The following is a 26114-nucleotide window of genomic DNA, read 5'->3' as shown; positions in this document are numbered from 1 at the left end:
AATCCTTTTTAGCTTTTAATTTTAAAGGTTCTCGGGGCGACACGGTAAATAATCACCAAGCCAATCGCCACATACAATAGACAAATCACAGAAATTCCTATTACATATAGAAAACCGGTGAAACGAACCTGAGTATTCATATAGGCAAAATAATAAAATACCCAAGTGATGACTTTGTACAACGGACTTTTAACTGTCATATCCACCGTGAAGGGCTGAATTAAATAATAAATAAACAGCTCATGGAAGGAAAAAAGAAAACCAAGCGCAACTAAAAGCAGCAACAGCGCACCAAAAAATTGCCAGCTTAGATAAAAATCATTTAGGACCTGTAGCAGGATAAACAACAGAAAAATCCCTAAAATAATCAGACTGTTATATTTGAAGGTCTGACGCAAACGATAAGTAAATCCCTTTAAAATTGTGCTGCCTTCCCGATAAAAAGGATAATACAGCATCGAAGAATCACAATTGACAAAGAGCATCTGAACAATTTGTTTACCAAATGAGATAAAATACATCAAAAAGAACAGGAGTGGTAATAGTTGTAGAGTTGCGCCTTCATCCAAATAGTCGGTAATATTGAAAATCCGCAGGCCGATTAAAAGGACCGCAACCACAGCAAAACCAATTAGCAAATAGCGAATTTTTTTATTAAAGACCTGTCGATAACGACTAAAGAGTAGGGCATTTAAGTATTCACTGCCCTTTAATTTGTCAACCTTATCATCGAAATTGACCTCCAGCTGCTTTTGCATCTTCAGGCCTGTGCCGATATACTCTTTGTTCTTTTGTAAGTCGCTAGTATTGGCTTCATAAAAGCCAACAGATTGAACAATGGTCTTGCCGATAAATTCATTTTGTCGGGGATAGCGCCACGCACCGCTAAAGCCAACAACAGTTAACAGCAGCCACACTGGTACTGAAAGCCAGCTAGTATAGATACTTGTCAACGGTGCAATTAAATCAAAGTAATAAAGTCCTGCTATGACAGCTAAAAAGAGAACTGTCGCAATGACACCAATCAGTCGGCGCGTCCCTTTACTGAAGTTCAGCATATACAACCAGCGACAAAAGACAAACAACAAGAAATTTCCCGCTAAATAAGACAGTGGGAAAATCAATGCCAGCGCAATTTTCCCAGCTAATAATCCATAAATCAGTCCAGTTAATAGATAAAAGACAGCACTCTTAAAAATCTCGATAAACTTTTGACCTAAGATAAACTGGTTGCGGGAAAGGGCAAATTCTGTGTAGAAATCAATCATTTTTTTCTCCGCTAAGACTGAAAACTGATAATAAAATCCAGTAATTATGACCACCAGTAAAAACCAAAGAAAAGCGCTCTGCTGTATAAGTGATTGACTAAACTGCATGAAAATCTCAAAAAAATTTCCACCGTCAAACAATGTTACCAGAAAAACTTGCATTGCAAAGACTAGCACAAAGACTAAAATTTTCTTGATAAAGGAGTAGGGGACATTCAAAATCGTCAGAAGAATCCCTAAAGCCCTTTTTAATTCATAGGCGGAATAAATTCCTGGGCTAATAATTTTTTTAAGCCCCGGCACTCGCCTTAAAAAATAAAGAAAGCCATTTAGATTTTTAGTCAGCTTATAGTTAAAAAACTGCCAATCCTCTTTAAAGAAACTAGCTAATACTTTCATCCAGCAGCTCCTCTCTATCCGTCAAAAGCTGCACCACTTCCTCTTCAAAATCTTGATCATGAATCCGTTCAGCCGGCACACCCCGCAATTTTCCATGATGCAATAAAACAACTTCATCGCATAAATCCTGCGCCAACTGTAAAATATGGGTAGAAAAAATCACCACGGATTCAGACTTCATCCGGATAATCATTTCCTTCATCTCATGAGCAGCTACTACATCAAAGGAAGTCAAGGGCTCGTCCAGCAGTAAAACAGGCGGCTGAATCATTAAAGAGACCAACATCTGAACTTTGTTTTGCATCCCATGGGAAAAATCCTTTAACAAGCGATGATGGTCTTCTTTCTCGATGCCGACTGATAGCAGATAATCTTCAGTTCGCTGCACCTCTTTAATTTTGTCACGATTAATATCCACAAAAAAGCGCACAAACTCATAGGCCGTCATAAAGCCCGGCAAATGTGGTGTCGTATAGACAAAGCCAATCGCCGTATTATCATAATGCAGATTTTTTTGACCGTCATCTTCTAGATAAATTTCCCCACTGTCAATCGAAATATTGCGGGAAATGCAATTAAACAAGGTCGTTTTACCGGCACCGTTTCGCCCTAGAAGGCCATAGATTTTACCTTTTTCAAACCGAAAACTCGCCTCATCAAAAATAACTTTCTCTTCAAATTTCTTGGTAATCCCATCAATTACTAATTCCATCTCTTCACCTACTTTTTCTATTAAGAATAAGTGTACTGGAAGCAGCCGCTTTTGAATAGGCAATTTAGAAAAGTTTTTTTAGCAAGAGCAAAACTAATTTTTCACCTTGACCTTGACACTATGTCAAAGGGTAAACTTTAGATAGGAGGTGCAAGTAACATGAACTTACTGCCAGCGAAAAAAATTTTGATGAAAACTAAAAACAAGGCTTGGCTCGGTACAGATTACACGATGAATCTATACAAGGGCTGTCACCACGGCTGTATTTATTGCGACTCCCGCAGTCGCTGCTATGGCATTGAAAACTTTGAGCGCGTCACAGGCAAACAAAACGCCTTGCAGATGCTAGCATTAGAATTACAGCAAAAAAGACAGAAAGCCGTGATTGGCGACGGCTCCATGTCTGATTCTTATAATGCCTTTGAGAAAAAATACCAACTGACTCGACAAGCTCTTGAACTCTTCGACACCTTCGACTTTGGTGTCTCTTTAGCGACTAAAAGTGACCTGATTTTACGGGATCAAGACCTGCTGAAAAAAATCAGCGGCCATGCTCCGGTCAACATCAGCTTTTCTTTTTCAACCATTGATGATGCCTTAGCAAGTAAAATTGAAAAGCGGGTTAGCTTACCCAGCCAGCGAATGGCTGCCCTTAAAGAACTGACTGCTAGCGGTCTTTATAGCGGGATTCTCTTGATGCCGATTCTGCCAGCACTAACGGATGATTGGTCAACAATTGAAAAGCTAGTGCTTCAGGCCAAAGAAAATGGCGCTGCCTACATCTATCCTTTTTGGGGTGTCACTTTACGGGATATTCAAAAAGAATATTACTTCCAACAGCTTAAAAATATTGCGCCTAACTTACTGCAAAAATACCAGCAAGCTTCTGCAGACAATTACTATTATCCGATTGAAAATTTGATGGAGACCAAACGAAAATTTAAGAAACTTTGCTGTCAGTTGCAGCTTGAATACTCAATGACTCGCATTATTGAAAAATATCAGCAGCGGTATCAAGTGGAGCAATTGAGTCTTTTTTAAACGTGCTTTTTAGTTCCTTAATCATCATGCTATAAAGTTACTATTTGTTTAAGTTTCAATTCACTGGAAAAAGAGCTGCAGCTTTTAACACAGCTGCAGCTCTCTTCTCAATTCCTTATTTCTACTTCTTCGTATCCGCTAAATCAACATATTGTTCTTGCCGAGCTTCCATGTCTTCGACGGTTGTATCTAGCATCTCATCTACTTCTTGTTCATCTTTAATATTGTACAAAGCAGAGAAACGAGTTTGTCCTTCTAAGAAGTCGTTCATCTTAGAAAAGTCTGTTTTCTTAAAGTCAATCTTCATCGGATTCTTGCCTTTATCTGCTAGACGTGGATCAAAGCGATACAATGGCCAGTACCCCGATTCAACAGCTTTAACTGATTCCTCGATAGACTTACCCATACCGCCTTTAATACCATGATTGATACAAGGAGTATAGCCGATAATTAATGATGGTCCAGGATAGCTTTCCGCTTCAGCAATGGCTTTAATTGTTTGAGCTGGATTAGCTTCAATTGCAATTGATGCTACATAAACATCCCGATACGTCATCGCCATCATACCAAGGTCTTTCTTCTTAGTTTTCTTACCACCAGCCGCAAATTTGGCAATCGCAGAAGGAGGAGTTGCTTTAGACATTTGACCACCAGTATTAGCGTAGACTTCATTATCCATAACAAAGATATTTACATCAGCACCGGTTGATAAGATATGGTCGATTCCGCTAAAGCCGATATCGTAGGCCCAGCCATCACCACCGATAATCCATTGGCTCGGTTTGGCAAACATATCCTGGTCGGCTAAGATACTAGCCAAGTTCGCTTCTTTTTCATCAGCTAAGACAGCGGCTAACTTGGCAGCCCGTTGTTGTGTTCCTTCACCTTCGTCTTTATGCTCTAACCAATCTTTTAATTGGGCTTGCGTGTCTTCTGAACCGACACCAGCTTTAACTGCTGCGGCAACTTTACTGGCTAAACGATTGCGTTTGGCCAAGTTAGCAACGTACATACCATAACCGTACTCAGCATTGTCTTCAAATAGTGAGTTACTCCAAGCAGGTCCTTTGCCTTCTTCGTTAACCGTGTAAGGCGTTGCAGGAGAAGAAGCACCCCAGATAGAGGAACAACCGGTAGTATTGGCAATCATCATCCGGTCGCCATACAGCTGCGTTAACAATTTAACATAAGGTGTTTCTCCACAACCTGAGCAGGCGCCAGAGAATTCTAATAATGGTTGTTCAAACTGTGACCCTTTAACCGAGAATTTCTTCACAGGATTAGCTTTTTGTTTCAATGTCATGGCAAATGCCCAATTAACAGCTTCAGCCTTTTGATCATCATAAGGTTCCATGACTAAAGCCTTGCCTTTTGCCGGACAAGCTTCGACACATAACCCACAGCCTGTACAATCTTCTAAGGAAACTTGAATCCGATACTTAAAGCCATCTGGCCCCTTCATATCCCTGGTAATAAAGCCTTCTGGTGCTTGGGCCATTTCCCCTTCGTCTGCTAAGAATGGACGAATGGCAGCGTGCGGACAAATAAAGGCACATTCATTACACATCGTACAAGTTTCTGGAAGCCATTCTGGTACTTCTAGCGCAATACCACGTTTTTCATAGGCTGCGGTCCCCATTGGCATCGTACCGCCCAACATGCCGTTGCGCATTAAGTCGCCAACAGATAATGAATTGCCTTCTTGACGATTCACTGGGTCTAAAATATTGCGGACATAAGCTGGTCGATTTTCATCAACTGTTTCAAAGTCAGGGGCATTGTTTTCCAAATCTGCCGCTGTCAGTTCAACTTTGTGCAAAGCATCAAAGGTTTCATCAACAGCCTGCCAGTTTCTTTCCACAATGACTTTCGATTTTTTACCGTAAGCTGCTTCAATTTCAGCCTTCAGTAATGGAACGAAGGTTTCACGGTCCATGATGTCGGTCACTTCAAAGAAAGCAGTCGACATGACAGTATTGATTCTACGGCCTAAACCGGCTTTTTGAGCAATCTCCATTGCGTTGACAATATAAAAATTAATATTGTGATTGACAATGTATTCTTTAATCGCTTTTGGTAATAAACGACGCACACGATCTTCATCCCAAACAGTATTTAAGAAGAAGGTACCGCCATCTTTTAAGCCCTTCAGTAAATCATATTTATGCAGATAGGCAGCATTGTGACAGCCAACGAAATCAGCTGCTTCAACATTATAGGTTGAGCGAATCGGATCTTTCCCAAAACGTAAATGGGAAACCGTTAGACCGCCTGATTTTTTAGAATCATAGGCAAAATAAGCTTGTGCATATTGATCTGTGTTGTTCCCGATAATTTTGATCGCTTGTTTGTTGGCACCAACTGTACCATCAGAACCTAAGCCCCAGAATTTCGCTTGGAAAGTAGTATCTGGCGTCAAGTCTAAAATTTCAGTTACTGGTAATGATAAATGTGTCACATCATCAACAATCCCGATGGTGAACCGTGGTTTTAACTCATTAACTGGTAATACTAAATGGTCATAGACCGCAACAATTTGATCTGGTGTCACATCTTTTGAAGCAATACCATAGCGTCCACCGATAACGATTGGACGATTTTCATGACGGTATAAAACACTTTGAACATCTAATAATAATGGCTCGCCATCAGACCCTGGTTCTTTAGTCCGGTCTAATACAGCCACTTTTTCAACCGTCTTTGGTAATTTTTCTAATAGATGGTCTGCAGGGAACGGACGATACAAATGCACATCAATATGACCAACTTTACGACCTTGGGCATTTAAATAATCAACGGTTTGTTGAATGGTCGGTGAAGCTGAACCCATGGAGATAATCACTTCCGTTGCTTCAGGATCGCCATAATAATTCATCAAATCATAATTTGTGCCTCGAAGTTCATTGATTTTACCCATGTATTTTTGAACAATTGCCGGCATTTCATCGTAGAATTTATTGACCGTTTCCCTTTGTTGGAAATGCAAATCTGGGTTTTGTGCAGTACCAGAAACATCAGGATGATTTGGATTCATTCCCCGTTTGCGGAATTTTTCCAGCGCTTCTTGATTGACTAATCCCTTCAAATCATCGTAATCCAGCGCTTCAATTTTTTGTAACTCGTGACTGGTTCTAAAACCGTCAAAGAAATTCATAAATGGCAGGCTACCTTCAATGCTAGCTAAATGGGCAACTGCTGATAAGTCCATTACTTCTTGGACACCATTTTCAGCTAACATACAAAAACCAGTTTGACGTGCTGCCATTACATCGCTGTGATCACCGAAGATACTAAGGGCATTTGTAGACACCGCCCGGGCTGCCACGTGAAAGACTGTCGGCAGTAATTCTCCAGCAATTTTGAACATATTAGGAATCATTAACAGCAAACCTTGTGAAGCTGTATAGGTACTTGTTAAGACTCCCGTTTTAACTGAGCCATGCAATGTGCCGGCTGCACCAGCCTCTGATTGCATTTCTATCACCTGAACTGGTTCGTCAAAAATATTTTTGCGCCCCTGTTCAGACCATTCATCAACTACTTCTGCCATTGTGGAGCTAGGAGTAATTGGATAGATGGCTGCTACTTCAGTAAACGCATAAGAAATATACGCTGCCGCTGTATTTCCATCCATAGTTTTCATCATTTTCATTTGATCACCCTTCTACTAAATAATTTCCTGTTTCGTATACTATAACCTACGAGTCCAGATATAGTGTGATTATCTGAACAAAAAATCCGAGAGTAACAACCGTAAACGTCCTGATGTGCCCTTACTCTCTTATCTCTAACAGGGGCGATGTTAACGTTTACAACAACAATTATAAAAGAGGAAACAATGGCCTGTTCAGATATTAAAAATTCCTGAGCCGCATGTTTCCTCAAATGTGAACAAAACTAAGCTTGTGCATCCACCAACGCTTGAACGAAAGCTTTTAAGACTTTTTCATCATCTTCGTCGGCGTCATTTTCAATTTTTACAACATCATGGCCCTTCGTGGCACCAGTGTTTGCAAAGGCTTTGTCAAAATCAACAGCTGCAAAACAGAAATAATCAGGGTATAATTCACTGTCCCCGCTGCCGACTACTCCGTAAACTTTACCTGATAAATCTAAGTCAGGTAATTCTTCATAGAAGTCTTCAAAGTCAAACGGACGCTCGCCATCACCATCTGTGTAAGTTGCAATGACGCAGATATCCGCATCTTCAAAAGTTTCGTCATCGGCATCGTCAGCTTCTAAGCGTTCAACGTCAATTCCTAATTCTTCAAATGCATCTTCCAAGATTTCTGAGATTCCTTCTGTGTTTCCTGTTGCACTTGCATAAACAATTTTCGCTAGTGTCATGTTATCAATCCTTCCTTGTCTATCAATAATTAAATCTAAAGGCGTTATTAGCAACCCTTTACATTTTTTAAAACCTACTAAAAAAACTAATACTTTTAAGAATAACCCTTGTATTTATGATACTCCTTTTTACTATTTTAGAAAAGGGGTTTTGCGAATTTTACTCCTACTTCGTTATCTTAAAGTGATTAAAAACTTGCTTAATTATTTTACTAATTTCACTTAATAATCTAAAAAATGTTACTTTTTTTAAATTCCCCCTTAAAAACGCTTCCAAGTTCTGGTAAAATGCTTTTAAGGGGATTTGTGTAATTATTCACATTATTAAACCTACATTACCCCCAACAAAATTTGGAAGGATGTGACAGGCGTTTAACGCCAACAATTATGAACAGAAAAGCTCATTGGATTACTCAAACAGCCGTTTTACTAGCGATGCTAGTAGCGGTTCAAGGATTAACCTCGGCTCTTGGCAATCAATTTGTCACTGGAACTTTAGTTAACCTGATTTTAATCGTAGCTGTTTCCCTCGGAGGCATATCCAGCGGCTTAACGATTGCAATCGTCTCACCATTTTTCGCCAGAATTTTTGGAATCGGGCCAGTCTTTTGGCAAATCACTTTATGTGTAGCTTTAGGAAATGCGGTCTTGGTACTGATTTAGCACTTGATTGCTGATAAGAAAAATCAATTCGGCTTCAGCATTGTGGCAACCATCGTAGCAGCTGCCGGCAAATTTGGCTTCTTGTATCTTTCAGTTGTGCAATTAGTCGTGCCGATTGTCTTGGCTATTCCAGCACCACAATCAGCAGTTGTTTCTGCCGCTTTTTCATTCCCGCAATTATTTACAGCTTTAGCGGGAGGCGTGATTGCAACTATCATCATTCCATTGCTGAAAAAAGCTTTAGGCAATTTACCATTAACTTCCCATTAAAACTAAATAGAAAAGGCGTCGCCACAGGCGGCGCCTTTTTCATTGGTCTATTTTTGATTTGCTGCATGTACACGATCACGGAAAGTTGTATGCAGCATGTGATGGGCCTTCAAGCCACCAGGTTCTCCAATGTATTCTTTGTAAATATGCTGGAGAATTGGATTTTCGTGGGATTTCCGCAGGCCACGATCTTTATCTTCAGCGTAAAGACCTGCCGCCCGCTTCGCCTTTAAATCAACAAAGTTACGTACTGATGCTGGCTGAACTGGTTGTCCACCACCATTGGTACAGCCACCAGGGCAGCCCATGATTTCTACAAAGTGATAGAATTCTTCACCAGACTCAATTTTTTCGATGACTTTTTTAGCATTGCTGATACCGGAAGCCACCGCAACTTTGATCGTATTGCCGCTCATTTCATAAGTTGCTTCTTTGATGCCACTCATGCCGCGGACTTCACCAAAGTCAACCGTCTTAGCTTCGCCGCCAGATAAGATATCGCTGGCTGTCCGCAAGGCTGCTTCCATTACACCGCCGGTTGCTCCAAAAATATAGCCGGCGCCGGTCGCATCACCTAATGGATTATCAAAGGCTTCATCTTCTAATTCAGTAAAGCGAATCCCCGCTTTATCAATCATTCTAGCTAATTCACGGGTTGTTAAAGCCACATCAACATCTTGATAGCCAGCTGCTGCTTCATCTTCTCTGGTTACTTCAAATTTCTTGGCGGTACATGGCATAATTCCCACCACAAAAATATCTTTCGGGTGAACATTAATTTTTTCCGAGTACCAAGTCTTAACAATCGCACCAAACATCTGCTGTGGTGATTTACAGCTGGAAAAATTTGGAATTAATTCTGGATGATAAGATTCACAATATTTTACCCAGCCAGGTGAACAAGAGGTAAACATTGGGAACGGTCCATCATTTTTGACCCGTTCTAAAAATTCAGTCGCTTCTTCCATAATCGTAAAGTCGGCCGCTACGTTAGTGTCAAAGACATTGTCAAAACCGAGCCGCCGTAATGCTGCGACCATTTTGCCTTCGACATTTGAGCCAATTGGCATCCCAAAGGCTTCCCCTAATGTCACCCGTGTTGAAGGAGCCGTTTGAACGACAACATATTTACTTGGATCAGATAAGGCCTGCCATACTTCTTTTGTTTGATCCCGTTCAGTGATAGCACCGGTCGGACAGACAACGATACATTGACCACAAGAAATACACGGCACATCCCCTAAACTTTGCTCGTAAGCACTACCGATATGGGTCTTAAATCCGCGGCTATTAGGGCCAATTACGCCAACTGACTGCCATTTTGAACAGGCAGCCACACAGCGGCGACATAGGATAAATTTATTATTATTGCGGGTCATATGCACGGCAGTATCGTCGAATTCATATTCGCAGTTTTCGCCGTTGTAATAGTCTTCATCATCAACGTTAAATTCTTTACATAGGCGCTGCAATTCACAATTGCCACTACGAATACAAGAAAGACATTTTCGTTCGTGGGTCGAAAGCACTAATTCTAAATTGACTTTACGCGATTTGAAAACTTTTTTCGAATCGGTGGTGATTTCCATCCCTTCTGCAATGGGATGCACACAGGAAGTGGCTAAATTACGAGCCCCTTTAACCTCCACCACACACATGCGGCAGGCACCGATTTCGTTAATTTCCTTTAAGTAACATAAGGTGGGAATTTCAATATTATTGAGCCTTGCTGCCTCCAGAATCGTTGAGCCTTCTGGTGCAGTACAAACTTTTCCATTAATCTTAATCGTTAATTCTTTCATAACTACACCTTCCTAACTCACTGTGATGGCATGGAACCGACAAGTATCCAAACATAGACCACACTTGATACAGACAGCTTGATCGATTTCATGAGGTTTTTTGATTTCTCCTGAGATAGCCGCCACCGGACATTGCTTGGCGCAGGCTGTACAGCCAGTACAGGCATCCTCTTCAATTTCATAACGAATCAAGTTCTTACAAACTCCCGCAGGACAGCGGCGTTCTTCGATATGAGCTAAATATTCTTCTCTGAAATAATGTAAGGTGGAAAGCACCGGATTTGGTGCCGTCTGACCGAGACCACAGAGAGAATTTTCTGAAATGTGATGGCAGAGTTCTTCCATTTTATCCAAATCAGCCAAAGTACCATTACCCAAAGTGATTTTTTCTAAAATTTCTAAGAGGCGTTTGGTGCCGACCCGACAAGGAATACATTTGCCACAGCTTTCCTCCACCGTAAACTCTAAGAAGAATTTAGCAATATCCACCATACAGTTGCCTTCATCCATAACGATTAAACCACCAGAACCCATCATGGAACCAATCTCAATTAAATTATCATAATCAATTGCTACATCATAATGTTCAATTGGGATACAACCACCAGAAGGTCCACCGGTTTGAGCCGCTTTAAACTTCTTGCCGTCAGGAATCCCGCCACCAATATCTTCGACGATTTCTCTTAAGGTCGTCCCCATGGGAATTTCCACCAAACCGGTATTTTGAATTTTGCCACCGAGGGCAAATACTTTGGTTCCTTTAGATTTTTCAGTCCCCATGCCGGCAAACCAGTCAGGACCCTTCAAAATAATCTGCGGAATATTGGCATAGGTCTCTACGTTATTTACAATCGTTGGTTTGCCAAAAAGTCCTTTGACTGCTGGAAACGGTGGCCGTGGTCGAGGTTCGCCCCGATGACCTTCAATACTTTCTAGTAAAGCTGTTTCTTCGCCGCAGACAAATGCGCCGGCGCCCAGTTTTAAATCTAAATCAAAGTCAAAGCCTGAACCGAAAATATTTTTTCCTAATACGCCAACTTCACGGGCTTGCTTAATGGCAATCCGCAACCGATTTACGGCAATCGGATATTCCGCCCGCACATAAATATAGCCTTGATTGGCGCCGATAGTATAACCGGCAATCGCCGTCGCTTCAATAACCGCATGAGGGTCACCTTCTAAAACTGACCGGTCCATAAATGCCCCGGGATCGCCCTCATCTGCATTACAGATAACATATTTCTGATCAGAGACACTCTTATTGGCAAAAGACCATTTCATAAAGGTTGGGAAGCCGGCACCGCCGCGTCCTCTTAAGCCGGATTTTTCTAAAACATTTAACACATCTGCCTGGCTGTATTCATTGACCACTCTAGCTAACGCTTGATACCCATCGAATGCGATATACTCTTCAATTTTTTCTGGATCAATGCGTCCGCAGTTTCTTAAGGCAACCCGTTTTTGTTTGTGATAAAACGGTGTATCCATCAGCTTGTCAATAATTTCTTCGGTTTGATGGTCATGGTACAATAATTTTTCTACCAACTGACCTTTCATAATGTGCTCACTCACGATTTTTTTAGCGTGTTTGGCCTGCACCTGATGATAAAAGACACCTTCAGGATAAATAATCACAATTGGGCCCTGTGCACATAAGCCAAAACAACCAGTTTGCACAATATTCACTTTATCCGTCAAGTCATTTTTAGCTAACTCTTCTTTTAAAGCTGTCACAAACTCGCCACTCTTTGACGAAATACAACCTGTTCCAGCACAGACCAAGACTTCTTTTTCATAATGATCCGTCTTTTCTGCTTCAGGCGCATCTTCTAAACGAATGGCCACCTTTTGCCGGTACTGGTCTTTTAATTGACTTAACTCTGTCCAATTCTCCATGTAGCTGCTCCTTCCCCCTATTCACCTTTTTGATAGGTTACTAGCACTTTGTCGGCTTTTTTCTTAGTCAAGCGTCCATAAACTTCTTCATTAACCGTCAGAACTGGCGCTAACCCACAAGCTCCGATGCAGCGACAAGATTCCAAACTAAATTTACGGTCAGTGGTCGTTTCCCCCGGCTGAATTTTCAACTCAGTTGCATAGGAATCGATAATGTCCCCTGCCCCTTTGACGTAGCAGGCAGTTCCCATACAAACACTGATTGTGTATTTTCCTTTCGGAACAAAAGAAAATTGCGAATAAAATGTCGCCGTGCTGTAAAGCTCCTCCAAAGGAAATTCTAGTTCTTCAGAAATCCGTTCCAAAATTTCAATTGGCAGATACCCATAAATTCTTTGAGCTTCCTGCAAAGCCGGCATTTGTCCCCCCGGCTGTCCCTTCAGCTCGGTTAAACTTGCTTGAAATTCCGCTTCTTGACTCTCTGTTTCAATAAATGCAAATTGTGTCTCCATCACCCAGCAGCCTCCTAATCGTTTCTTGATTTAATTTATTTTTAAAGCATTAAATGACAAGTTCAATTGTTCACAAATGTAATCAAATGGTAACGCTTACCTCTTAACTACAAATATTATAGCAAAAATTTCCGTTTTCGGAAGGCTAAAATCAAGTTTTTTACAATAATTATTGAAAAAAATTGCTAAATTTGGTTTTAGAATCCGTTTTCAACGATTTTATTTAAAATGATTATAAATAACTAGGTGAATCAGAAAATTTTTTGTGTTCATACTTTATGACAATTCTTCATATTTGCAAGGAGAAAGTAATACTTTTTTTGAAACCCTTTAATTTTCAAAAAATATTCACTATAATAGATGCTACTTATCTTAAATTTTTAGTAAAGGGGGATTTAGGATGGAAGATATTCATACTATCCTCATCAGCTTTATCGATAATGAAACAAATACTACTGACAGTCATATCGCTAAAACTATTTTCAACCAGCTAAACCAGCTGGAAAACACCTCTATTGAGGAACTATCAAGTCTCTGTAATGTTTCAAAATCTGCTATTTCAAGATTTTGCAAAAAAATTGGCCTTGAGGGAATGTTTGAGCTACGCTATCTTATCAATAAATTTATTCATCGAAGACGGGATAAGTTTTCTATTGAAGGATATGATGCCAAGCTCATTTCACATCAAGATTATATCGACTTGCAGTTGAAGGAATTAGGTTCTTTTAAGCAACATTATCAAGAAGCTCAGGTACACCGGTTAGCCAAATACCTGTGCCAATACCAAAAGATTGTTCTGATGGGGAACCTGCAATCGACCACACCAGCAATTCTATTGCAGGCAACCTTGCTACAACTTGATATTGTCACCCAAGTCATCACCTCGCCACAAAAGCAAAAAGAATTTTTTGAGATACCTCAAGAAAATTGCTTGATTTTGATTTTCTCCCTCTCTGGAATCCTTTTAACCCGCTACAACTATAAACAATTTCTACAAAAGCAAGCGGGAACAAAGCTGGTCTTATTAACCAACAACGAAACGCCTCTCCATAAAGAGCTCTATGATTTAATCATTCAACTGCGAACTAAAAATGACTATTCAACAGACCATGTTCCTTTTATTCTCTTAACCAATTTGATTGCATTAGCTTGCTATCAAAGAAAATAAAGAATATCTGGACTATGACAGTTTTCAAGTACAGGCGCTTGCGACAGCCTTACTTGTCATAGTTCAGATACTCTTTTTGTTAATTATTTTTCATGGAAGGCTTCTAAAAAGTCCTTCATCCAAAAATAAGATTTCTTCGGATAACGGTTTAAGCTGCCATTACCAAAATCATCCATATCTACAAAGATTAAACCATAGCGTTTTGCCATCTCACCAGTCGATAGGGAAACTAAATCAATGATTCCCCACATCGTATAGCCTAAGACTGGCACCCCATCCTCTTCAATTGCTTTAGCTATTTCTTTGAAGTGATTATTGAGGTAATCAATTCGGTAATCATCTTCAACATAAAAGTTTTCATCCCAGCGATCGATTTCCCCCATACCGTTTTCAACAATAAAAGCTGGAACTTGATACCGGTCGTACACCTCATTTAGAACATAGCGAATACTCATTGGATCAACGGTCCAATTCCACTTAGTTTTCGGTAAATACGGATTTGGATCCATCACCATAATGTCATATTGTGATTCCTGATTTACCGTTGTGGAACGATAACAACTAAAAGCAATATAATCTAGCGTATGATTCTTTAAAGTCTCAAGATCTCCTGGCTCCATTACAATTTTAATGCCTTCTTTTTCAAAATATTTCTTTTGATAATTCGGATAAGTGCCACGTATCATAACATCACTGAAAAATAATGTCTTTCGCCGTGCTGTTACCTGAGAGAAAACATCCTCTGGTTTACAAGTTAATGGATAAACTGGAGATAACGCATACATCGTCCCTAGCATCGCTTCAGGCAACATTTCATGAGCCATCTTAGTTGCCAAAGCACTAGCGATAAAAATATGATGACTTGCCTGATAAAAGGTTTGCTCATCAACACTTCTGGTCCCCAACATTGAATAACCTCTTAAAACATTCACTTCATTAAAAGTTAACCAGTACTTAACTTGTTTACCAAATCTTTCAAATAAGACTTGGCATAAACGTAGATATGCTGTAATTGTTTTTCTGCTAGACCAGCCATCATACTTATTGGCCAACTCTGCTGGAATTTCATCGTGGCAAATAGTAATCAAAGGTTCAATCCCATATTTTTGACACTCATCAATCACCTTTTGATAAAATAATAAGCCCTGCTCATTTGGCACAGTTTCTTCTCCGGTTGGAAAAATCCTACTCCAACAGATTGAAAACCGAAAGACATTCATTCCCAAATCGGCAATAAGTTTAATGTCTTCCTGATAACGATGATAGAAGTCAACTCCATAGTGACTTGGATATTTTTCTGTTTCATCAAAATAACCGACTGCTTCCGGTGGCATGGACTCTTTTTTCCAATCGACTGCTCCAGTCTTACCATCCGGTGTTTGATAGGTTATTCTTCGAGGTGTGGAAACATCACCAGTAGTGACAAAATCATGGGTAATTAGTCCACGCCCATCTTCAGCAAATCCTCCTTCAAATTGAAAGTCGGCAGTAGCTCCACCAAATAAAAATTCTTTTGGAAACTTCATGATTGTTTCTCCTCCTAGGATTGCTCCAGTGATTTTAGATATTGATTGCTGCTTATTTTTACAAAAGGTAAATAGATGAAAAATGTCACAACTAGACAGATAATTTGAGTCACAACAGCGCCAATATCGCCCCCGGTAGCAATAAAGCCATTGACAATCGGTGGCATACTCCAAGGAATACTAACAAACGCTGGCGAGGCAAAACCAATCGAAGTCGCCACGTAACCGATGATGACAGAAACTGTCGGTGCCAGGATAAAAGGAATTGCATAAATTGGGTTCAAAACGATTGGAATCCCAAAGATGACTGGCTCATTAATACCAAATAAGCCTGGTCCAAGAGAAAGCTTAGTAATCGCCTTTTCGTCAGCTCGTTTACTGATTAATAAAATTCCCACTAATAATGCTATGGTACACCCTGAACCTCCCAATGTCGCATACATATTCCAAAAAGGCCGAGTAACTACTTCTGTTGGTTCTAACCCCTGAGCTACTAGCTCAGTATTAACTGCTAATGCAGATAGAAGCATCGGGTCAGTTAGTCCGTTAACGATTGAAGAACCATGAATCCCAAAGAACCAGAGGAAATGGGCAAATAAGGTTGCCCCGACAATTCCCAACGGATGTTGCATCATAGCTTCTAAAGGAATTTGTAAAAATGCCGTAATGAAACTTGAAAGTGTCATACCAGTTATCTTTTCAAAAACAAAACCTAAAATACCCATAATGAATAAAACGAAAAGAGTAGGAATCAAAGAAGTAAAAGATTTTGAAACATTAGGTGGAACTTGCTCCGGTAGGCGAATTTTTAGTTTCTCTACATTCATTAATCCAATATAGATTCGCGTACTGATCAAACCTGCTACTAACGCAATAAATAGACCCTTAGAACCACTTGAGTCAACTGAGATTACATTGCTGATAACTTGACTGACACCATCAATCTCAGTGTTAAGCTGGGTCGGGCTCAAAATCACAAAACTAGCCAGCGAAACAATACCAGCATAAACAGTATTTTCAGTTTGGAACTCACTAGCCAGATTTTTGCCGATGTAATAAGCAACCATTAAAGCCATAATGTTCATCGTTCCATAATTAATTGAGGTAAACATTGGTGCTAGGTCTTGCAAAAATTCTAGTCCAGAGACACCACCTAGCATTGCAGAGCCAAAAATGACACTGCCGAACAAAACTGCTACTGAACCGACAATTGTAAAGGGAATAATCGCAATAAAAGAATTCTTAATAGCTGATAGATAACGATTTTGATTTAGCTTTACAGCAAATTTCCCAAAAAAATCGCCAACATTACTTAATTTATCCATGCACTTCACTCCTCACATCTTTGTTTGCGCTTTCATTATAAAATAAAAATTTCTCACTTTTTTGATAATTTCAAAATGAAGAAAAATTTCCAGATTTTAAAATTTGCTGGTATTTCGTAGTGTTTTATACATGGATAGTCTTTTTTCTAAAAATTTTACAGCACAAATAAAACCTCTTTACTGCGAATAGTAAAGAGGTTTTAAATAAGAACTTATTCTCCCGGATACTCACTCTCGGTCAAATTCCAAACAGTATCTGACAGGCTGCTGATCAAGTCTCTAGCAGCGTCAATATCATCAGTATTGGTGTAAATAGTTAAGATATAGGGATGGTCATTGAAGAAAATCCCGATATCATGTTGATAACTTTCATTGCTACCGATTTTATGGGCAACTTGGCCGCTAGTGGTGTCAGTTACTAAACGGTCATCATAGATAGTGTTGGTCATATTTTTAATTAATGTTTGGTAGCCGGCATTGGTGGACTGATTTTGATATAGATAAGCTAAAATAGTAGCCGCACCGTCTGAAGAAATCAGATTTTCACCGTTCCCGCTTTTGCCAAGATAAGCTTGGTACCATTGATTAATTCCGGTTTCACTACCGCCTAATGCATCATACAACATATTTTTTGCAATATTATCTGAATTAGTAATGGCCACTTCAGCAAGTTGGGCAATACTATATTTTTCTTGAATATCATTTTGAATACTGCCAGTGCCAGTTTCAAAGTCGCTTTCTTGATAAGTCAGCGAGTGGGCCCACTGTAAATCCCCTGCAACTACTTGGTCGCTGATTAACATGACTAGCGGAACCTTCGTCGTACTAGCGCCGACAAATTCTTGGCTACCATTAACAGAAATTTTACTATTGGTACTTAAGTCTAAATAAGTAATGCCGATTTCTCCGTCAATATCGGCAGCGGTATTCGTCAAAATTTCTTTTAATTGTTGATAAAATGCCGCTTGTTCACTTGAATATAGGGGTGTCGCAGAGCTTTCAGTGGTAGCTTCACTTGTAGTATCTGTAAGCTGTTGACTGGAATCGGTGGCAGCATTGGTGTTGACTGCTTCAGCATTGATTTCATTGAGATACCAGAAAAAAAGCGTGAGTAGACAAATTGCCAGCACACTGATTGCGATCTGATAATTTTTCAATTTAGCTAAAAAATTCTTCACAGTCATTCTCCTTCATACTCATTATCCAAAATGGATTCTGTCTTACCTTAGCAAAATTTACTGTGAGATTCAATAAAGGAAATATTACAATCTAGTTTCAAAATGAAAAAGGAGCCAATAACGACTCCTTTCCATCTAAATGGACTACAAAAAATTATTGGATTTTACCAACAGGTTGAACCTCATTTAATAGTAAAAAATCAGTATAAAATTGATGTATTTCACAAAACCAGAGAGAATTTTTTGCTTCATACTTCCGAGCTTCCCAGAAAATTTGAGCAAGACCGCACTATGCTATTGATATCATTCACCAATGATATCAATGGTCCGGCTCTCCATTTCTTTATAGTTGTTATCCCTTATGCTTATTTCTAAAGGTGATGTTGTGCCATTTAATCCATAACTTACCATAGTCTGGCCTTGTGAATCTGGGCTCAAATCAGCATAAACTTCTTCAAAAAAGATATCGAAATGAACATCATTCGTAGCTAAGTCTGGAAATTCCAAAGGTTCAGTATAGTCACCATTTTCCTGTTGAACTAAAAAATGCTTGGTAATTTCTGAATTCATGCGAAGGTTTTGACTACTGCTTTTATTTTCGACATTGAAATATAAATCCAGCACTAATCCAGCTTGACCTTCCTCATTTTGACTGTCAAACAAATCAGCTCCCAGAAGAGTAATCGTCATATCTTCATCCTCGTAGACTAAATCATCGTCAACAAAGGAGTTCTCATATTCATTATCAATTGTTAAATCTTCATAACCTGTTGGGCTTTTTCTTATAGAAATTCCTGAAGCAGCAGTTGAACTATTCCCATACGAATACCAACCTAAAGTAAAAAAAATAATTCCCACAAGCAACACAGATCCAATTAGACTGACCTTCTTATTATTTTTATAAAAATTTTGTATCCTTTTTTTCATAATTCGCTCCCTTTTTCGCTCCCATTATTGTAATTCAACCTTTTAAAAAAAGTACAACTTAATTATCATCCGCAGCTATGTCTATTTCTTTAGAGGCTATTTCTTCTCCAATGTCATCCTCAACTGTTACGAATAGTGGCAAGCTGCTGTCAATCAATTCATAGGGAATTATGATAGAACCTTCTCCGTTAGGATTCAATTTTCTTTCAGTTGATTCACTCGCCATATCACTGTATTTGTCTTGGTTATCTGCAGTCAAATAGGCCGTAGATAAAGCCGTCGCAGTGGAATCGTTCTCCTGAGTTAGACGAAAATGTGGTAACACTTCGTTATACATATTGATTTTTTCTTGCTCGCTTTTGTTCAAAACTTTAAAAAAGAGTACAGCTATTTGTTTTTCATTATCATCTAAATCTTTATAGCTATCGATATCAGCACCTAACAGCGTAATTTTCATCGCCTCGTCCTCGAAAACTAAATCATCCTCAGTAAACGATAAATTATATTGAGAATAATCTTGATCATCCACCGTTGCCTGAACTTCATTTTCTTGTGTCGCCGGTTGGAGATAACGAAGCGACCAGCCCGAAGCAAAAGCTAGCAAACCAATAACAATCAGCAAGCCTAAAAAAAAGATTTTTCTATGATTATTGTAAAATTCAAACCACCTATTTTTCATAAATTATATATCCTTCCCCAATAAGTTTAATACATTAAATTATATTATAATTTTTTAAGCTAAATAAATCAATTTTTTATATTTTAAAGATAAAAAACAATCGATATTTCTATCTTATAGAAACCAACCTCTTAGCTAACTATGATGATATCCTTTCTTTACCTAAACAAAACAAAAGAACAAAAAAGGAATCGAGGAAATGCTCCTCAATTCCTTTTTTCAACTGCCAAGGATTACTGGCAATTTTCTATTTTTTCTCCTGCGGTTTAACCGCACAATCGCAGTGACAATCGCCGCAATCGCTCGGAGCTTTAATTTTTTTATAGACGACATATCCGGCGAAACCGAAAATACCGGCTGCGATGATAAAAGTTGCCACTATTTTTCACTCCCTACAATAATGTCTTCCATATTCATGATGGCTTGAGGCACTTTTCTTTCTTTGCGGAAAATCAGATATAGCATGGCTAAGAATAAACCGGTTGCCACGATTGTCATCAGATTGAAACTGCCGCCTTCAAAGATGATGTGGCCATATTGATAAATAATCAAGCTCACAATATAGGCTAAGCCAGTTTGATAGCCAACTGCAATCATCGTCCATTTGAAATCGCCCATTTCTCGGCGAATGGCGCCGATTGCCGCAAAACATGGGGCGCAAAGCAGATTAAAGACTAAAAAGGCATAGGCAGCGACTGGTGTATAGGCGGCCTGTAATGCTCCCCATACTTCTTGACCATTTTCAGAGACCTCGCTGATATTTCTAAAGAGAATTCCAAAAGTTCCTAACACATTTTCTTTGGCAATTAAACCAGAAATCGTTGCAACAGCCGCCTGCCAATTACCAAAACCTAATGGTGCAAAAATCGGTGCAATCACACGGCCTAAGCTGGCTAAAATACTATCGCCTTCTGCCACTTCCTGCAGTTGGAAATTATAGGTCATCATAAACCAAATCAAAATACTAGAGACAAAGATAATTGTGCCGGCTTTTTTAACAAATGACCAACCACGATCAAAAGTCTGCCGCAACACATTTTTAAAAATCGGTAGATGATAAGCTGGCAATTCCATAATAAAGGGTGCCGGATCTCCTGCAAATAAACGGGTTTTCTTCAAAGCAATGCCAGACAACACAATCGCAGTCATACCAATAAAATAAGCAGAAGGTGCAACCCAAGAGCTAGTTGGGAAAAAAGCGCCGGCAATCAAGGCAATAATTGGCAGTTTTGCCGAACAAGGCATAAAGGTAGTCAGCATGACTGTCATTCGCCGATCTTTTTCATTTTCAATCGTTCGGCTAGCCATTACCCCAGGAATTCCGCAGCCAGTTGCGACAAGCATCGGAATAAAGGATTTACCAGACAAGCCGAACTTGCGGAAAATCCGGTCCATCACAAAGGCAATCCGCGACATATAGCCGCAATCTTCTAAAATTGATAAACAGAAAAATAAAACTAATAGTTGCGGGACAAAACCTAAGACAGCGCCGACTCCAGCCACAATACCATCTAAAATTAAGTTTTGCAGCCACGGTGCTACATTGACAGCCTCTAGACCTGCGGCTAAATAGTTGGGCACCCAATCGCCAAAGAGAACCTCATTGACCCAGTCCGTCCCCATCGCACCCACTGTTTGAATCGCCAAATAATAAACTAGCCACATCACGCCGGCAAAAATCGGCAGTGCTAAAATACGATTGGTAACAATCCGGTCAATCCGATCACTCAGGGTTGCTTTGATGTCAGCTTCTTCGCTGTAACATAATTTTACAACGCCTTCAATAAAACTATAGCGTTCATTAATTAAAATAGATTCACTGTCTTCATCAAAAATCTTTTCAGTAATCGCAATAATTTCTTCAATTTCTTTGGTTTGAAACTGGCTGAGGGATAATTCTTGGCTTACGCGAATATCCCGTTCAAATAATTTAATTGCATACCAGCGGGCTTGTCGCTCAGCTACCGTTTGTCCTAAAATGGTAGCAATTTCTCCCAAGGCTGCCTCTAGACGATCACTATAAACTGGATAAGCATCCTCGTGATAGGCCACTTGGTTGGCTTCTTTCAACGCCTTACTGACACCACGATTTTTCAAGGCACTCATTGGAACAACAGGTGTATTTAACGCATACGCCAATTTATCTGCATTGATTTGCTGGCCATTTTTTTCTGCTAGGTCCATCATGTTTAACCCAATTACCACAGGAATTCCCGTTTCTAAAAGTTGGGTAGTTAAATACAAATTGCGGGTTAAATTCGTGCCATCGACAATATTTAGAATGGCATCAGCCTGACGGGCCAATAAATAATCTCTGGCAATGATTTCTTCCGGTGTATAAGGTGACAAAGAATAAATTCCCGGCAAATCTTGAATTTTAAGCTCTTTGTCTTCCTTCCAAAAGCCTTCTTTACGGTCAACCGTTACCCCCGGCCAGTTGCCGACTCTTTGATTGGAACCAGTTACTAAATTAAATAGACTTGTTTTTCCAGAATTAGGATTTCCGACTAAAGCAATCTCTCTCATTGGCCAATCTCTCTTTCGACTAAGACTTGGGCGGCTTCATTTTTCCGCAGGCTCAATTGGTAGCCCCGTAGTGTAATTTCGATTGGGTCGCCTAAAGGTGCTAAATTTCTGACTAAAATTTCTGTGCCTCTAGTTAAGCCCATATCCATCAGTCGGCGCTTGACTGCACCGCTGCCGTAAATTCGTACGACCTTGGCCTTCTCACCGATTGCCAGCATGTCTAAGGAATGCAGGCTAGTTTCTTCTGTCGGTGCTTCCTCCACCATGATGCCAGCTAAAATTTGCTGACTCATTGCCAGTCGCGCATTTTGTGAGAGGACGATGCCATTATCCTTTGACAATTTTGTGATAACAATTTTACTGCCCCTCACAATTCCTAACTCTTTGAGATGGCGCGTTGTATTGTCGTCCAACTGAATTTCTTTGACGCGACATGTAGTATTTTCCTTCATATCTAATAAAGCATTCATGATTAATCACTCCTGTCAAAATCCGATAATGAGAATCGTTCTCAGTAATTACTTTTAGATTATGCTTTTTTCTTCACTTTGTCAATCTAATTTGTGCATTTCGTACAATTTCTAAGCTTGATTTTAGCGGATTTTAATTATACTAAAGCGCTTACTAGTTTAAAAGTGCACAGCTTTTAAATTTTTTTATCCTTTCAAGCGGCATTTCTACATCTTGTGGGTAAAAATTGTGGATAAAAAATTTTTTCAGGGAATCAATGAACAGAGAAAAAAGTGAAGAAGCCTTGATTGGCGTGAATGTAAGGGGCTTTAAAAAACAGAAAAACCACAAAACTTAGTATTCCGACTTATCCACACCACAATATATAGTGTTTTTCCATTGACTTTTTTCCAGAAGAATTTATACTAAGATATGACATTAAATGAGTGGAGGTTTTTCAAAATGGTGAAAATTTATTCTAAAAATAATTGCATGCAATGCAAGATGACTAAGCGTTTTTTAAGCGAAAACCATATTGATTTTGAAGAAATCAATATCGATTTGCAACCTGAAGCAGTTGATTTCTTAAAGGGCCAAGGTTTCCAAAGTGTGCCGGTAACCTTTAAAGATGCCACAGCTATTATCGGTTTCCGTCCTGACCAATTAAAATCATTGGCTAGCTAAGATGAAGATTGTCTACTATTCAATAACTGGTCAAACTCGGCGTTTTATAAAAAAATTGGATTTGCCCGCTTACGAAATTGAGCCAGCAAATCCTTTTTTTGAGATAAATGAGCCCTTTGTATTAGTTGTTCCTACCTATGACATTGAAATGACAGAGGTAGTGAACGACTTTCTTGATTTTAAAGACAATGCCCACCAGATGCTGGGCGTTGCCGGCGGAGGCAATCGCAATTTTGCCGATTTATTTGTCTACACCGCCAAAGATATTGCTCGTGATTACCACGTCCCCTTAGTGTTCGCCTTTGAGTTTAGCGGCACGAATGAAGACGTCCAAAATTTTCAGAAGGTTGTGATGGAACTTGAGTCTAAAAGAGCTTAAAGATGTCAGCTATTTTAAATTAAATAATGAGATTAATCGTCCTGTTAACGGACAAATCCCTTTAAATAAAGATAAAGAAGCCTTGGCGGCATTCTTCAAAGAAAATGCCGAACCGAATACTCGAACTTTTGCTTCTGCGAATGAAAAAATTCAGTTTTTAATTGACAATGATTACTTGGAGGCTGAATTTATCGCAAAATATTCACCAGCCTTTATTGAAAAATTATATCAATTTTTAGCGGAACAAAATTTCCAATTTAAATCCTTTATGGCAGCCTACAAATTCTATTCCCAGTATGCCTTAAAATCTAATGATGGCACAGAATATTTGGAAACCTATGAAGACCGTGTTGCCTTCAACGCCCTCTATTTTGCCGATGGAGATGAAGAATTGGCGTTAACCTTAGCCGATGAAATGATTCATCAGCGTTATCAGCCAGCGACACCGTCCTTTTTAAATGCCGGCCGCAAACGTCGGGGGGAATTGGTTTCTTGTTTCTTAATCCAAGTCACCGATGATATGAATAGTATTGGTCGGTCAATCAATTCAGCATTGCAATTGTCAAGAATCGGCGGCGGCGTGGGTATCACTTTATCCAATTTAAGAGAAGCCGGCGCTCCAATTAAAGGCTATGAAGGCGCAGCGAGCGGTGTTGTACCGGTGATGAAATTATTTGAAGATAGCTTCAGCTACTCCAATCAATTAGGTCAGCGGCAAGGAGCCGGCGTGGTTTACTTAAACGTCTTCCATCCAGATATCGAAATGTTTTTATCTGCAAAAAAAGAAAATGCCGATGAAAAAATTCGTGTCAAAACGTTGTCCCTTGGTGTTTTAGTGCCGGATAAATTTTATGAATTAACCCGTAAAAATGCCGATATGTACCTATTCAGTCCTTATAGCGTTGAAAAAGAATACGGCGTGCCCTATTCCTACGTTGATATTTCCGCTGAATATGACAATATGGTGAACAATCCAAATATTCGCAAAACGAAAATCAAGGCTCGGGATTTAGAAAATGAAATTTCTAAATTACAGCAGGAATCTGGTTATCCTTATATCATTAATATTGATTCCGCCAATAAGCAAAATCCCGTCGCTGGTAAAATCATCATGAGCAATCTTTGTTCTGAAATTTTACAAGTCCAAGAGCCGTCTTTATTAAACGATGCTCAAGAATATGACGTGATGGGAACTGATATTAGCTGTAATCTAGGTTCTACCAATATTGTCAATTTGATGGACAGCCCAGATTTTGGTAAATCTGTGCGGGCGATGACCAGAGCGTTGACCTTTGTTACAGACGCCTCCAATATTGATGCGGTTCCTTCCATTCAAAACGGCAATAAATTGAACCATACAATCGGTTTAGGTGCGATGGGTCTGCATACTTATTTCGCAAAAAATCAAATGGTTTATGGCTCTGAGGATTCCTTAGACTTCACAAATATTTATTTTATGCTCTTAAATTACTGGACTCTGATGGAAAGTAATCAGTTGGCGAAGGAACGTGGCGAAGTTTTCCATAACTTCGAAAAATCAAAATATGCGGATGGCAGCTATTTCGATAAATATACAACTGGTGAATTCCAGCCAAAATCTGATAAAGTCAAAGCTTTGTTTGAAGGAGTCTTTATCCCAAGCGCTGAAGACTGGCAGAATTTACAGGCAGCCGTTCAAAAAGACGGCTTGTACCACCAAAATCGATTAGCAGTAGCACCAAATGGTTCTATTTCTTACATTAATGATACTAGTGCCAGCATTCATCCAATCACCCGCATGATTGAAGAACGTCAAGAAAAGAAAATCGGTAAAATTTATTACCCAGCTCCATATTTGAGTAATGATACCTTACCTTATTACACCTCTGCTTATGATATGGATATGCGCAAGGTGATTGATGTTTACGCTACTGCCCAACAACATGTCGATCAAGGTATGAGCATGACCTTGTTTATGCGCTCTGATATCCCTCGTGGTTTATACGAGTGGAAAACCAATACCAAACAAACGACCCGTGATTTAAATATTTTGCGTCATTACGCTTTTAATAAGCAAGTCAAGTCCATTTACTATGTGCGGACCTTTACGGATGATGCTGAAGAAATCGGCAGCAACCAATGTGAAAGCTGTGTGATTTAGACTTTTTGAAAAAACAAACTGAAGAGGCTGTGACATTAGTTAGAACAAAGCCGAACTTTACGAAGGACATCTAGTGAAAATCATTAGGTATTGTTGTATTGTTCATTTGTGATTCGGACCTACCGGGACCGCAGAAGCAAATACAATATAGTTCGGGATTTCGGCTGTTAAAAACTACTGTCACAGGCTCCTTTCTTAAGCAATTGACTAAAGGAGGTCCCC

The 26114-nt window shown here is 39.5% G+C and carries 22 protein-coding genes; 7 read left to right on the top strand and 15 right to left on the bottom strand.

The window, feature by feature from the left end:
• Nucleotides 1-8 precede the first annotated feature (8 nt).
• Both ORH16_RS09385 and ORH16_RS09380 read right to left on the bottom strand, forming a co-directional pair.
• Nucleotides 9-1667, bottom strand: coding sequence for a hypothetical protein (locus ORH16_RS09385; RefSeq protein ID WP_265458291.1), 1659 nt, complete (start codon nt 1665-1667; stop codon nt 9-11).
• A complete protein-coding gene (locus ORH16_RS09380; RefSeq protein WP_265458289.1) occupies nt 1651-2379 on the bottom strand; it encodes an ATP-binding cassette domain-containing protein in 729 nt (242 codons plus the stop codon). Before ORH16_RS09380 ends, ORH16_RS09385 begins: the two co-directional genes overlap by 17 nt.
• 159 nt (nt 2380-2538) lie before the next feature.
• Between ORH16_RS09380 and ORH16_RS09375 the strand changes: the two genes are divergently transcribed.
• The gene (locus ORH16_RS09375) at nt 2539-3420 is read left to right on the top strand and encodes an SPL family radical SAM protein (RefSeq protein ID WP_265458287.1); all 882 of its coding nucleotides are present in this window, start codon (nt 2539-2541) and stop codon (nt 3418-3420) included.
• Nucleotides 3421-3541: 121 nt separating this feature from the next.
• Here the strand turns inward: ORH16_RS09375 and nifJ are convergent, their stop codons facing one another.
• Together nifJ and ORH16_RS09365 are read right to left on the bottom strand one after the other, a co-directional pair.
• On the bottom strand, nt 3542-7072 hold the full coding sequence (gene nifJ, locus ORH16_RS09370; protein ID WP_265458285.1) for a pyruvate:ferredoxin (flavodoxin) oxidoreductase: 3531 nt from the start codon (nt 7070-7072) through the stop codon (nt 3542-3544).
• Between the two features lie 245 nt (nt 7073-7317).
• Nucleotides 7318-7767 carry a flavodoxin gene (locus tag ORH16_RS09365; protein ID WP_265458283.1) on the bottom strand — a complete coding sequence of 150 codons (450 nt, stop codon included), beginning with the start codon at nt 7765-7767 and terminating at the stop codon, nt 7318-7320.
• A gap of 387 nt (nt 7768-8154) precedes the next feature.
• Between ORH16_RS09365 and ORH16_RS09360 the strand changes: the two genes are divergently transcribed.
• Together ORH16_RS09360 and ORH16_RS09355 are read left to right on the top strand one after the other, a co-directional pair.
• On the top strand, nt 8155-8430 hold the full coding sequence (locus ORH16_RS09360) for a hypothetical protein (RefSeq protein ID WP_265458281.1): 276 nt from the start codon (nt 8155-8157) through the stop codon (nt 8428-8430).
• A 42-nt stretch (nt 8431-8472) separates the two neighbouring features.
• Nucleotides 8473-8700, top strand: a complete 228-nt coding sequence (locus tag ORH16_RS09355) for a hypothetical protein (RefSeq protein WP_265458280.1) — start codon at nt 8473-8475, stop codon at nt 8698-8700.
• A gap of 47 nt (nt 8701-8747) precedes the next feature.
• Here ORH16_RS09355 and ORH16_RS09350 read toward each other — a convergent pair whose 3' ends face one another.
• Genes ORH16_RS09350 through ORH16_RS09335 form a run of 3 tightly spaced genes read right to left on the bottom strand, consistent with a single transcriptional unit; the run spans nt 8748 to nt 12910 of the window.
• Nucleotides 8748-10502 (bottom strand): NADH-dependent [FeFe] hydrogenase, group A6, encoded by a 1755-nt coding sequence (locus ORH16_RS09350; RefSeq protein ID WP_265458278.1) that lies wholly within the window; start codon nt 10500-10502, stop codon nt 8748-8750.
• Nucleotides 10503-10514: 12 nt separating this feature from the next.
• A complete protein-coding gene (locus ORH16_RS09345; RefSeq protein ID WP_322597296.1) occupies nt 10515-12398 on the bottom strand; it encodes an NADH-quinone oxidoreductase subunit NuoF in 1884 nt (627 codons plus the stop codon).
• 17 nt (nt 12399-12415) lie between these two features.
• On the bottom strand, nt 12416-12910 hold the full coding sequence (locus ORH16_RS09335; protein ID WP_265458751.1) for a complex I 24 kDa subunit family protein: 495 nt from the start codon (nt 12908-12910) through the stop codon (nt 12416-12418).
• 400 nt (nt 12911-13310) lie between these two features.
• On the opposite strand from ORH16_RS09335, the gene ORH16_RS09330 reads away from it, so the two are divergent.
• The gene (locus ORH16_RS09330) at nt 13311-14078 is read left to right on the top strand and encodes a MurR/RpiR family transcriptional regulator (RefSeq protein WP_265458276.1); all 768 of its coding nucleotides are present in this window, start codon (nt 13311-13313) and stop codon (nt 14076-14078) included.
• A gap of 83 nt (nt 14079-14161) precedes the next feature.
• Here ORH16_RS09330 and ORH16_RS09325 read toward each other — a convergent pair whose 3' ends face one another.
• The 8 genes from ORH16_RS09325 to ORH16_RS09290 form a co-directional block, all read right to left on the bottom strand.
• The gene (locus tag ORH16_RS09325) at nt 14162-15604 is read right to left on the bottom strand and encodes a glycoside hydrolase family 1 protein (RefSeq protein WP_265458274.1); all 1443 of its coding nucleotides are present in this window, start codon (nt 15602-15604) and stop codon (nt 14162-14164) included.
• A 14-nt stretch (nt 15605-15618) separates the two neighbouring features.
• The gene (locus ORH16_RS09320; RefSeq protein ID WP_265458272.1) at nt 15619-16929 is read right to left on the bottom strand and encodes a PTS sugar transporter subunit IIC; all 1311 of its coding nucleotides are present in this window, start codon (nt 16927-16929) and stop codon (nt 15619-15621) included.
• A gap of 212 nt (nt 16930-17141) precedes the next feature.
• Nucleotides 17142-18107 (bottom strand): serine hydrolase, encoded by a 966-nt coding sequence (locus tag ORH16_RS09315; RefSeq protein ID WP_265458271.1) that lies wholly within the window; start codon nt 18105-18107, stop codon nt 17142-17144.
• Between the two features lie 303 nt (nt 18108-18410).
• Nucleotides 18411-19034, bottom strand: coding sequence for a hypothetical protein (locus ORH16_RS09310; RefSeq protein WP_265458269.1), 624 nt, complete (start codon nt 19032-19034; stop codon nt 18411-18413).
• 58 nt (nt 19035-19092) lie between these two features.
• Nucleotides 19093-19713, bottom strand: a complete 621-nt coding sequence (locus tag ORH16_RS09305; protein ID WP_265458267.1) for a DUF5067 domain-containing protein — start codon at nt 19711-19713, stop codon at nt 19093-19095.
• 247 nt (nt 19714-19960) lie between these two features.
• The gene (locus ORH16_RS09300; RefSeq protein WP_265458265.1) at nt 19961-20092 is read right to left on the bottom strand and encodes a FeoB-associated Cys-rich membrane protein; all 132 of its coding nucleotides are present in this window, start codon (nt 20090-20092) and stop codon (nt 19961-19963) included.
• Nucleotides 20092-22239, bottom strand: a complete 2148-nt coding sequence (gene feoB, locus ORH16_RS09295) for a ferrous iron transport protein B (RefSeq protein WP_265458263.1) — start codon at nt 22237-22239, stop codon at nt 20092-20094. The genes ORH16_RS09300 and feoB overlap by 1 nt, the downstream gene beginning before the upstream one ends.
• Entirely contained in the window at nt 22236-22709 is a 474-nt protein-coding gene (locus ORH16_RS09290; protein WP_265458261.1) for a ferrous iron transport protein A, read from the bottom strand. Before ORH16_RS09290 ends, feoB begins: the two co-directional genes overlap by 4 nt.
• Before the next feature lie 442 nt (nt 22710-23151).
• Here ORH16_RS09290 and nrdH point away from each other — a divergent pair, with 442 nt between their 5' ends.
• Genes nrdH through nrdE form a run of 3 tightly spaced genes read left to right on the top strand, consistent with a single transcriptional unit; the run spans nt 23152 to nt 25892 of the window.
• A complete protein-coding gene (gene nrdH, locus ORH16_RS09285; RefSeq protein ID WP_265458259.1) occupies nt 23152-23373 on the top strand; it encodes a glutaredoxin-like protein NrdH in 222 nt (73 codons plus the stop codon).
• A gap of 1 nt (nt 23374) precedes the next feature.
• Nucleotides 23375-23752 (top strand): class Ib ribonucleoside-diphosphate reductase assembly flavoprotein NrdI, encoded by a 378-nt coding sequence (gene nrdI, locus ORH16_RS09280; RefSeq protein ID WP_265458257.1) that lies wholly within the window; start codon nt 23375-23377, stop codon nt 23750-23752.
• Nucleotides 23733-25892, top strand: coding sequence for a class 1b ribonucleoside-diphosphate reductase subunit alpha (gene nrdE / locus ORH16_RS09275; protein ID WP_265458255.1), 2160 nt, complete (start codon nt 23733-23735; stop codon nt 25890-25892). The genes nrdI and nrdE overlap by 20 nt, the downstream gene beginning before the upstream one ends.
• Nucleotides 25893-26114: the final 222 nt, after the last annotated feature.

Origin of the sequence: Enterococcus sp. HY326, assembly GCF_026157065.1 — a bacterium.
In the GTDB taxonomy this organism is placed as follows: Bacteria; Bacillota; Bacilli; order Lactobacillales; family Enterococcaceae; genus HY326.
Note: the sequence above shows the minus strand (reverse complement) of the source record. Positions and strands in the feature narration are given on the sequence as shown.

What these genes read in the sequence shown, in the direction of transcription:
- ORH16_RS09310 (WP_265458269.1), bottom strand. Translation starts at nt 19,034, where the DNA reads ATGAAAAAAAGGATACAAAATTTTTATAAAAATAATAAGAAGGTCAGT.
- ORH16_RS09350 (WP_265458278.1), bottom strand. Translation starts at nt 10,502, where the DNA reads ATGAAAGAATTAACGATTAAGATTAATGGAAAAGTTTGTACTGCACCA.
- ORH16_RS09290 (WP_265458261.1), bottom strand. Translation starts at nt 22,709, where the DNA reads ATGAATGCTTTATTAGATATGAAGGAAAATACTACATGTCGCGTCAAA.
- ORH16_RS09380 (WP_265458289.1), bottom strand. Translation starts at nt 2,379, where the DNA reads ATGGAATTAGTAATTGATGGGATTACCAAGAAATTTGAAGAGAAAGTT.
- ORH16_RS09325 (WP_265458274.1), bottom strand. Translation starts at nt 15,604, where the DNA reads ATGAAGTTTCCAAAAGAATTTTTATTTGGTGGAGCTACTGCCGACTTT.
- ORH16_RS09305 (WP_265458267.1), bottom strand. Translation starts at nt 19,713, where the DNA reads ATGAAAAATAGGTGGTTTGAATTTTACAATAATCATAGAAAAATCTTT.
- ORH16_RS09330 (WP_265458276.1), top strand. Translation starts at nt 13,311, where the DNA reads ATGGAAGATATTCATACTATCCTCATCAGCTTTATCGATAATGAAACA.
- nrdI (WP_265458257.1), top strand. Translation starts at nt 23,375, where the DNA reads ATGAAGATTGTCTACTATTCAATAACTGGTCAAACTCGGCGTTTTATA.
- feoB (WP_265458263.1), bottom strand. Translation starts at nt 22,239, where the DNA reads ATGAGAGAGATTGCTTTAGTCGGAAATCCTAATTCTGGAAAAACAAGT.
- ORH16_RS09360 (WP_265458281.1), top strand. Translation starts at nt 8,155, where the DNA reads ATGAACAGAAAAGCTCATTGGATTACTCAAACAGCCGTTTTACTAGCG.
- ORH16_RS09345 (WP_322597296.1), bottom strand. Translation starts at nt 12,398, where the DNA reads ATGGAGAATTGGACAGAGTTAAGTCAATTAAAAGACCAGTACCGGCAA.
- ORH16_RS09385 (WP_265458291.1), bottom strand. Translation starts at nt 1,667, where the DNA reads ATGAAAGTATTAGCTAGTTTCTTTAAAGAGGATTGGCAGTTTTTTAAC.
- ORH16_RS09320 (WP_265458272.1), bottom strand. Translation starts at nt 16,929, where the DNA reads ATGGATAAATTAAGTAATGTTGGCGATTTTTTTGGGAAATTTGCTGTA.
- ORH16_RS09375 (WP_265458287.1), top strand. Translation starts at nt 2,539, where the DNA reads ATGAACTTACTGCCAGCGAAAAAAATTTTGATGAAAACTAAAAACAAG.
- ORH16_RS09365 (WP_265458283.1), bottom strand. Translation starts at nt 7,767, where the DNA reads ATGACACTAGCGAAAATTGTTTATGCAAGTGCAACAGGAAACACAGAA.
- nrdH (WP_265458259.1), top strand. Translation starts at nt 23,152, where the DNA reads ATGGTGAAAATTTATTCTAAAAATAATTGCATGCAATGCAAGATGACT.
- nifJ (WP_265458285.1), bottom strand. Translation starts at nt 7,072, where the DNA reads ATGAAAATGATGAAAACTATGGATGGAAATACAGCGGCAGCGTATATT.
- ORH16_RS09335 (WP_265458751.1), bottom strand. Translation starts at nt 12,910, where the DNA reads ATGGAGACACAATTTGCATTTATTGAAACAGAGAGTCAAGAAGCGGAA.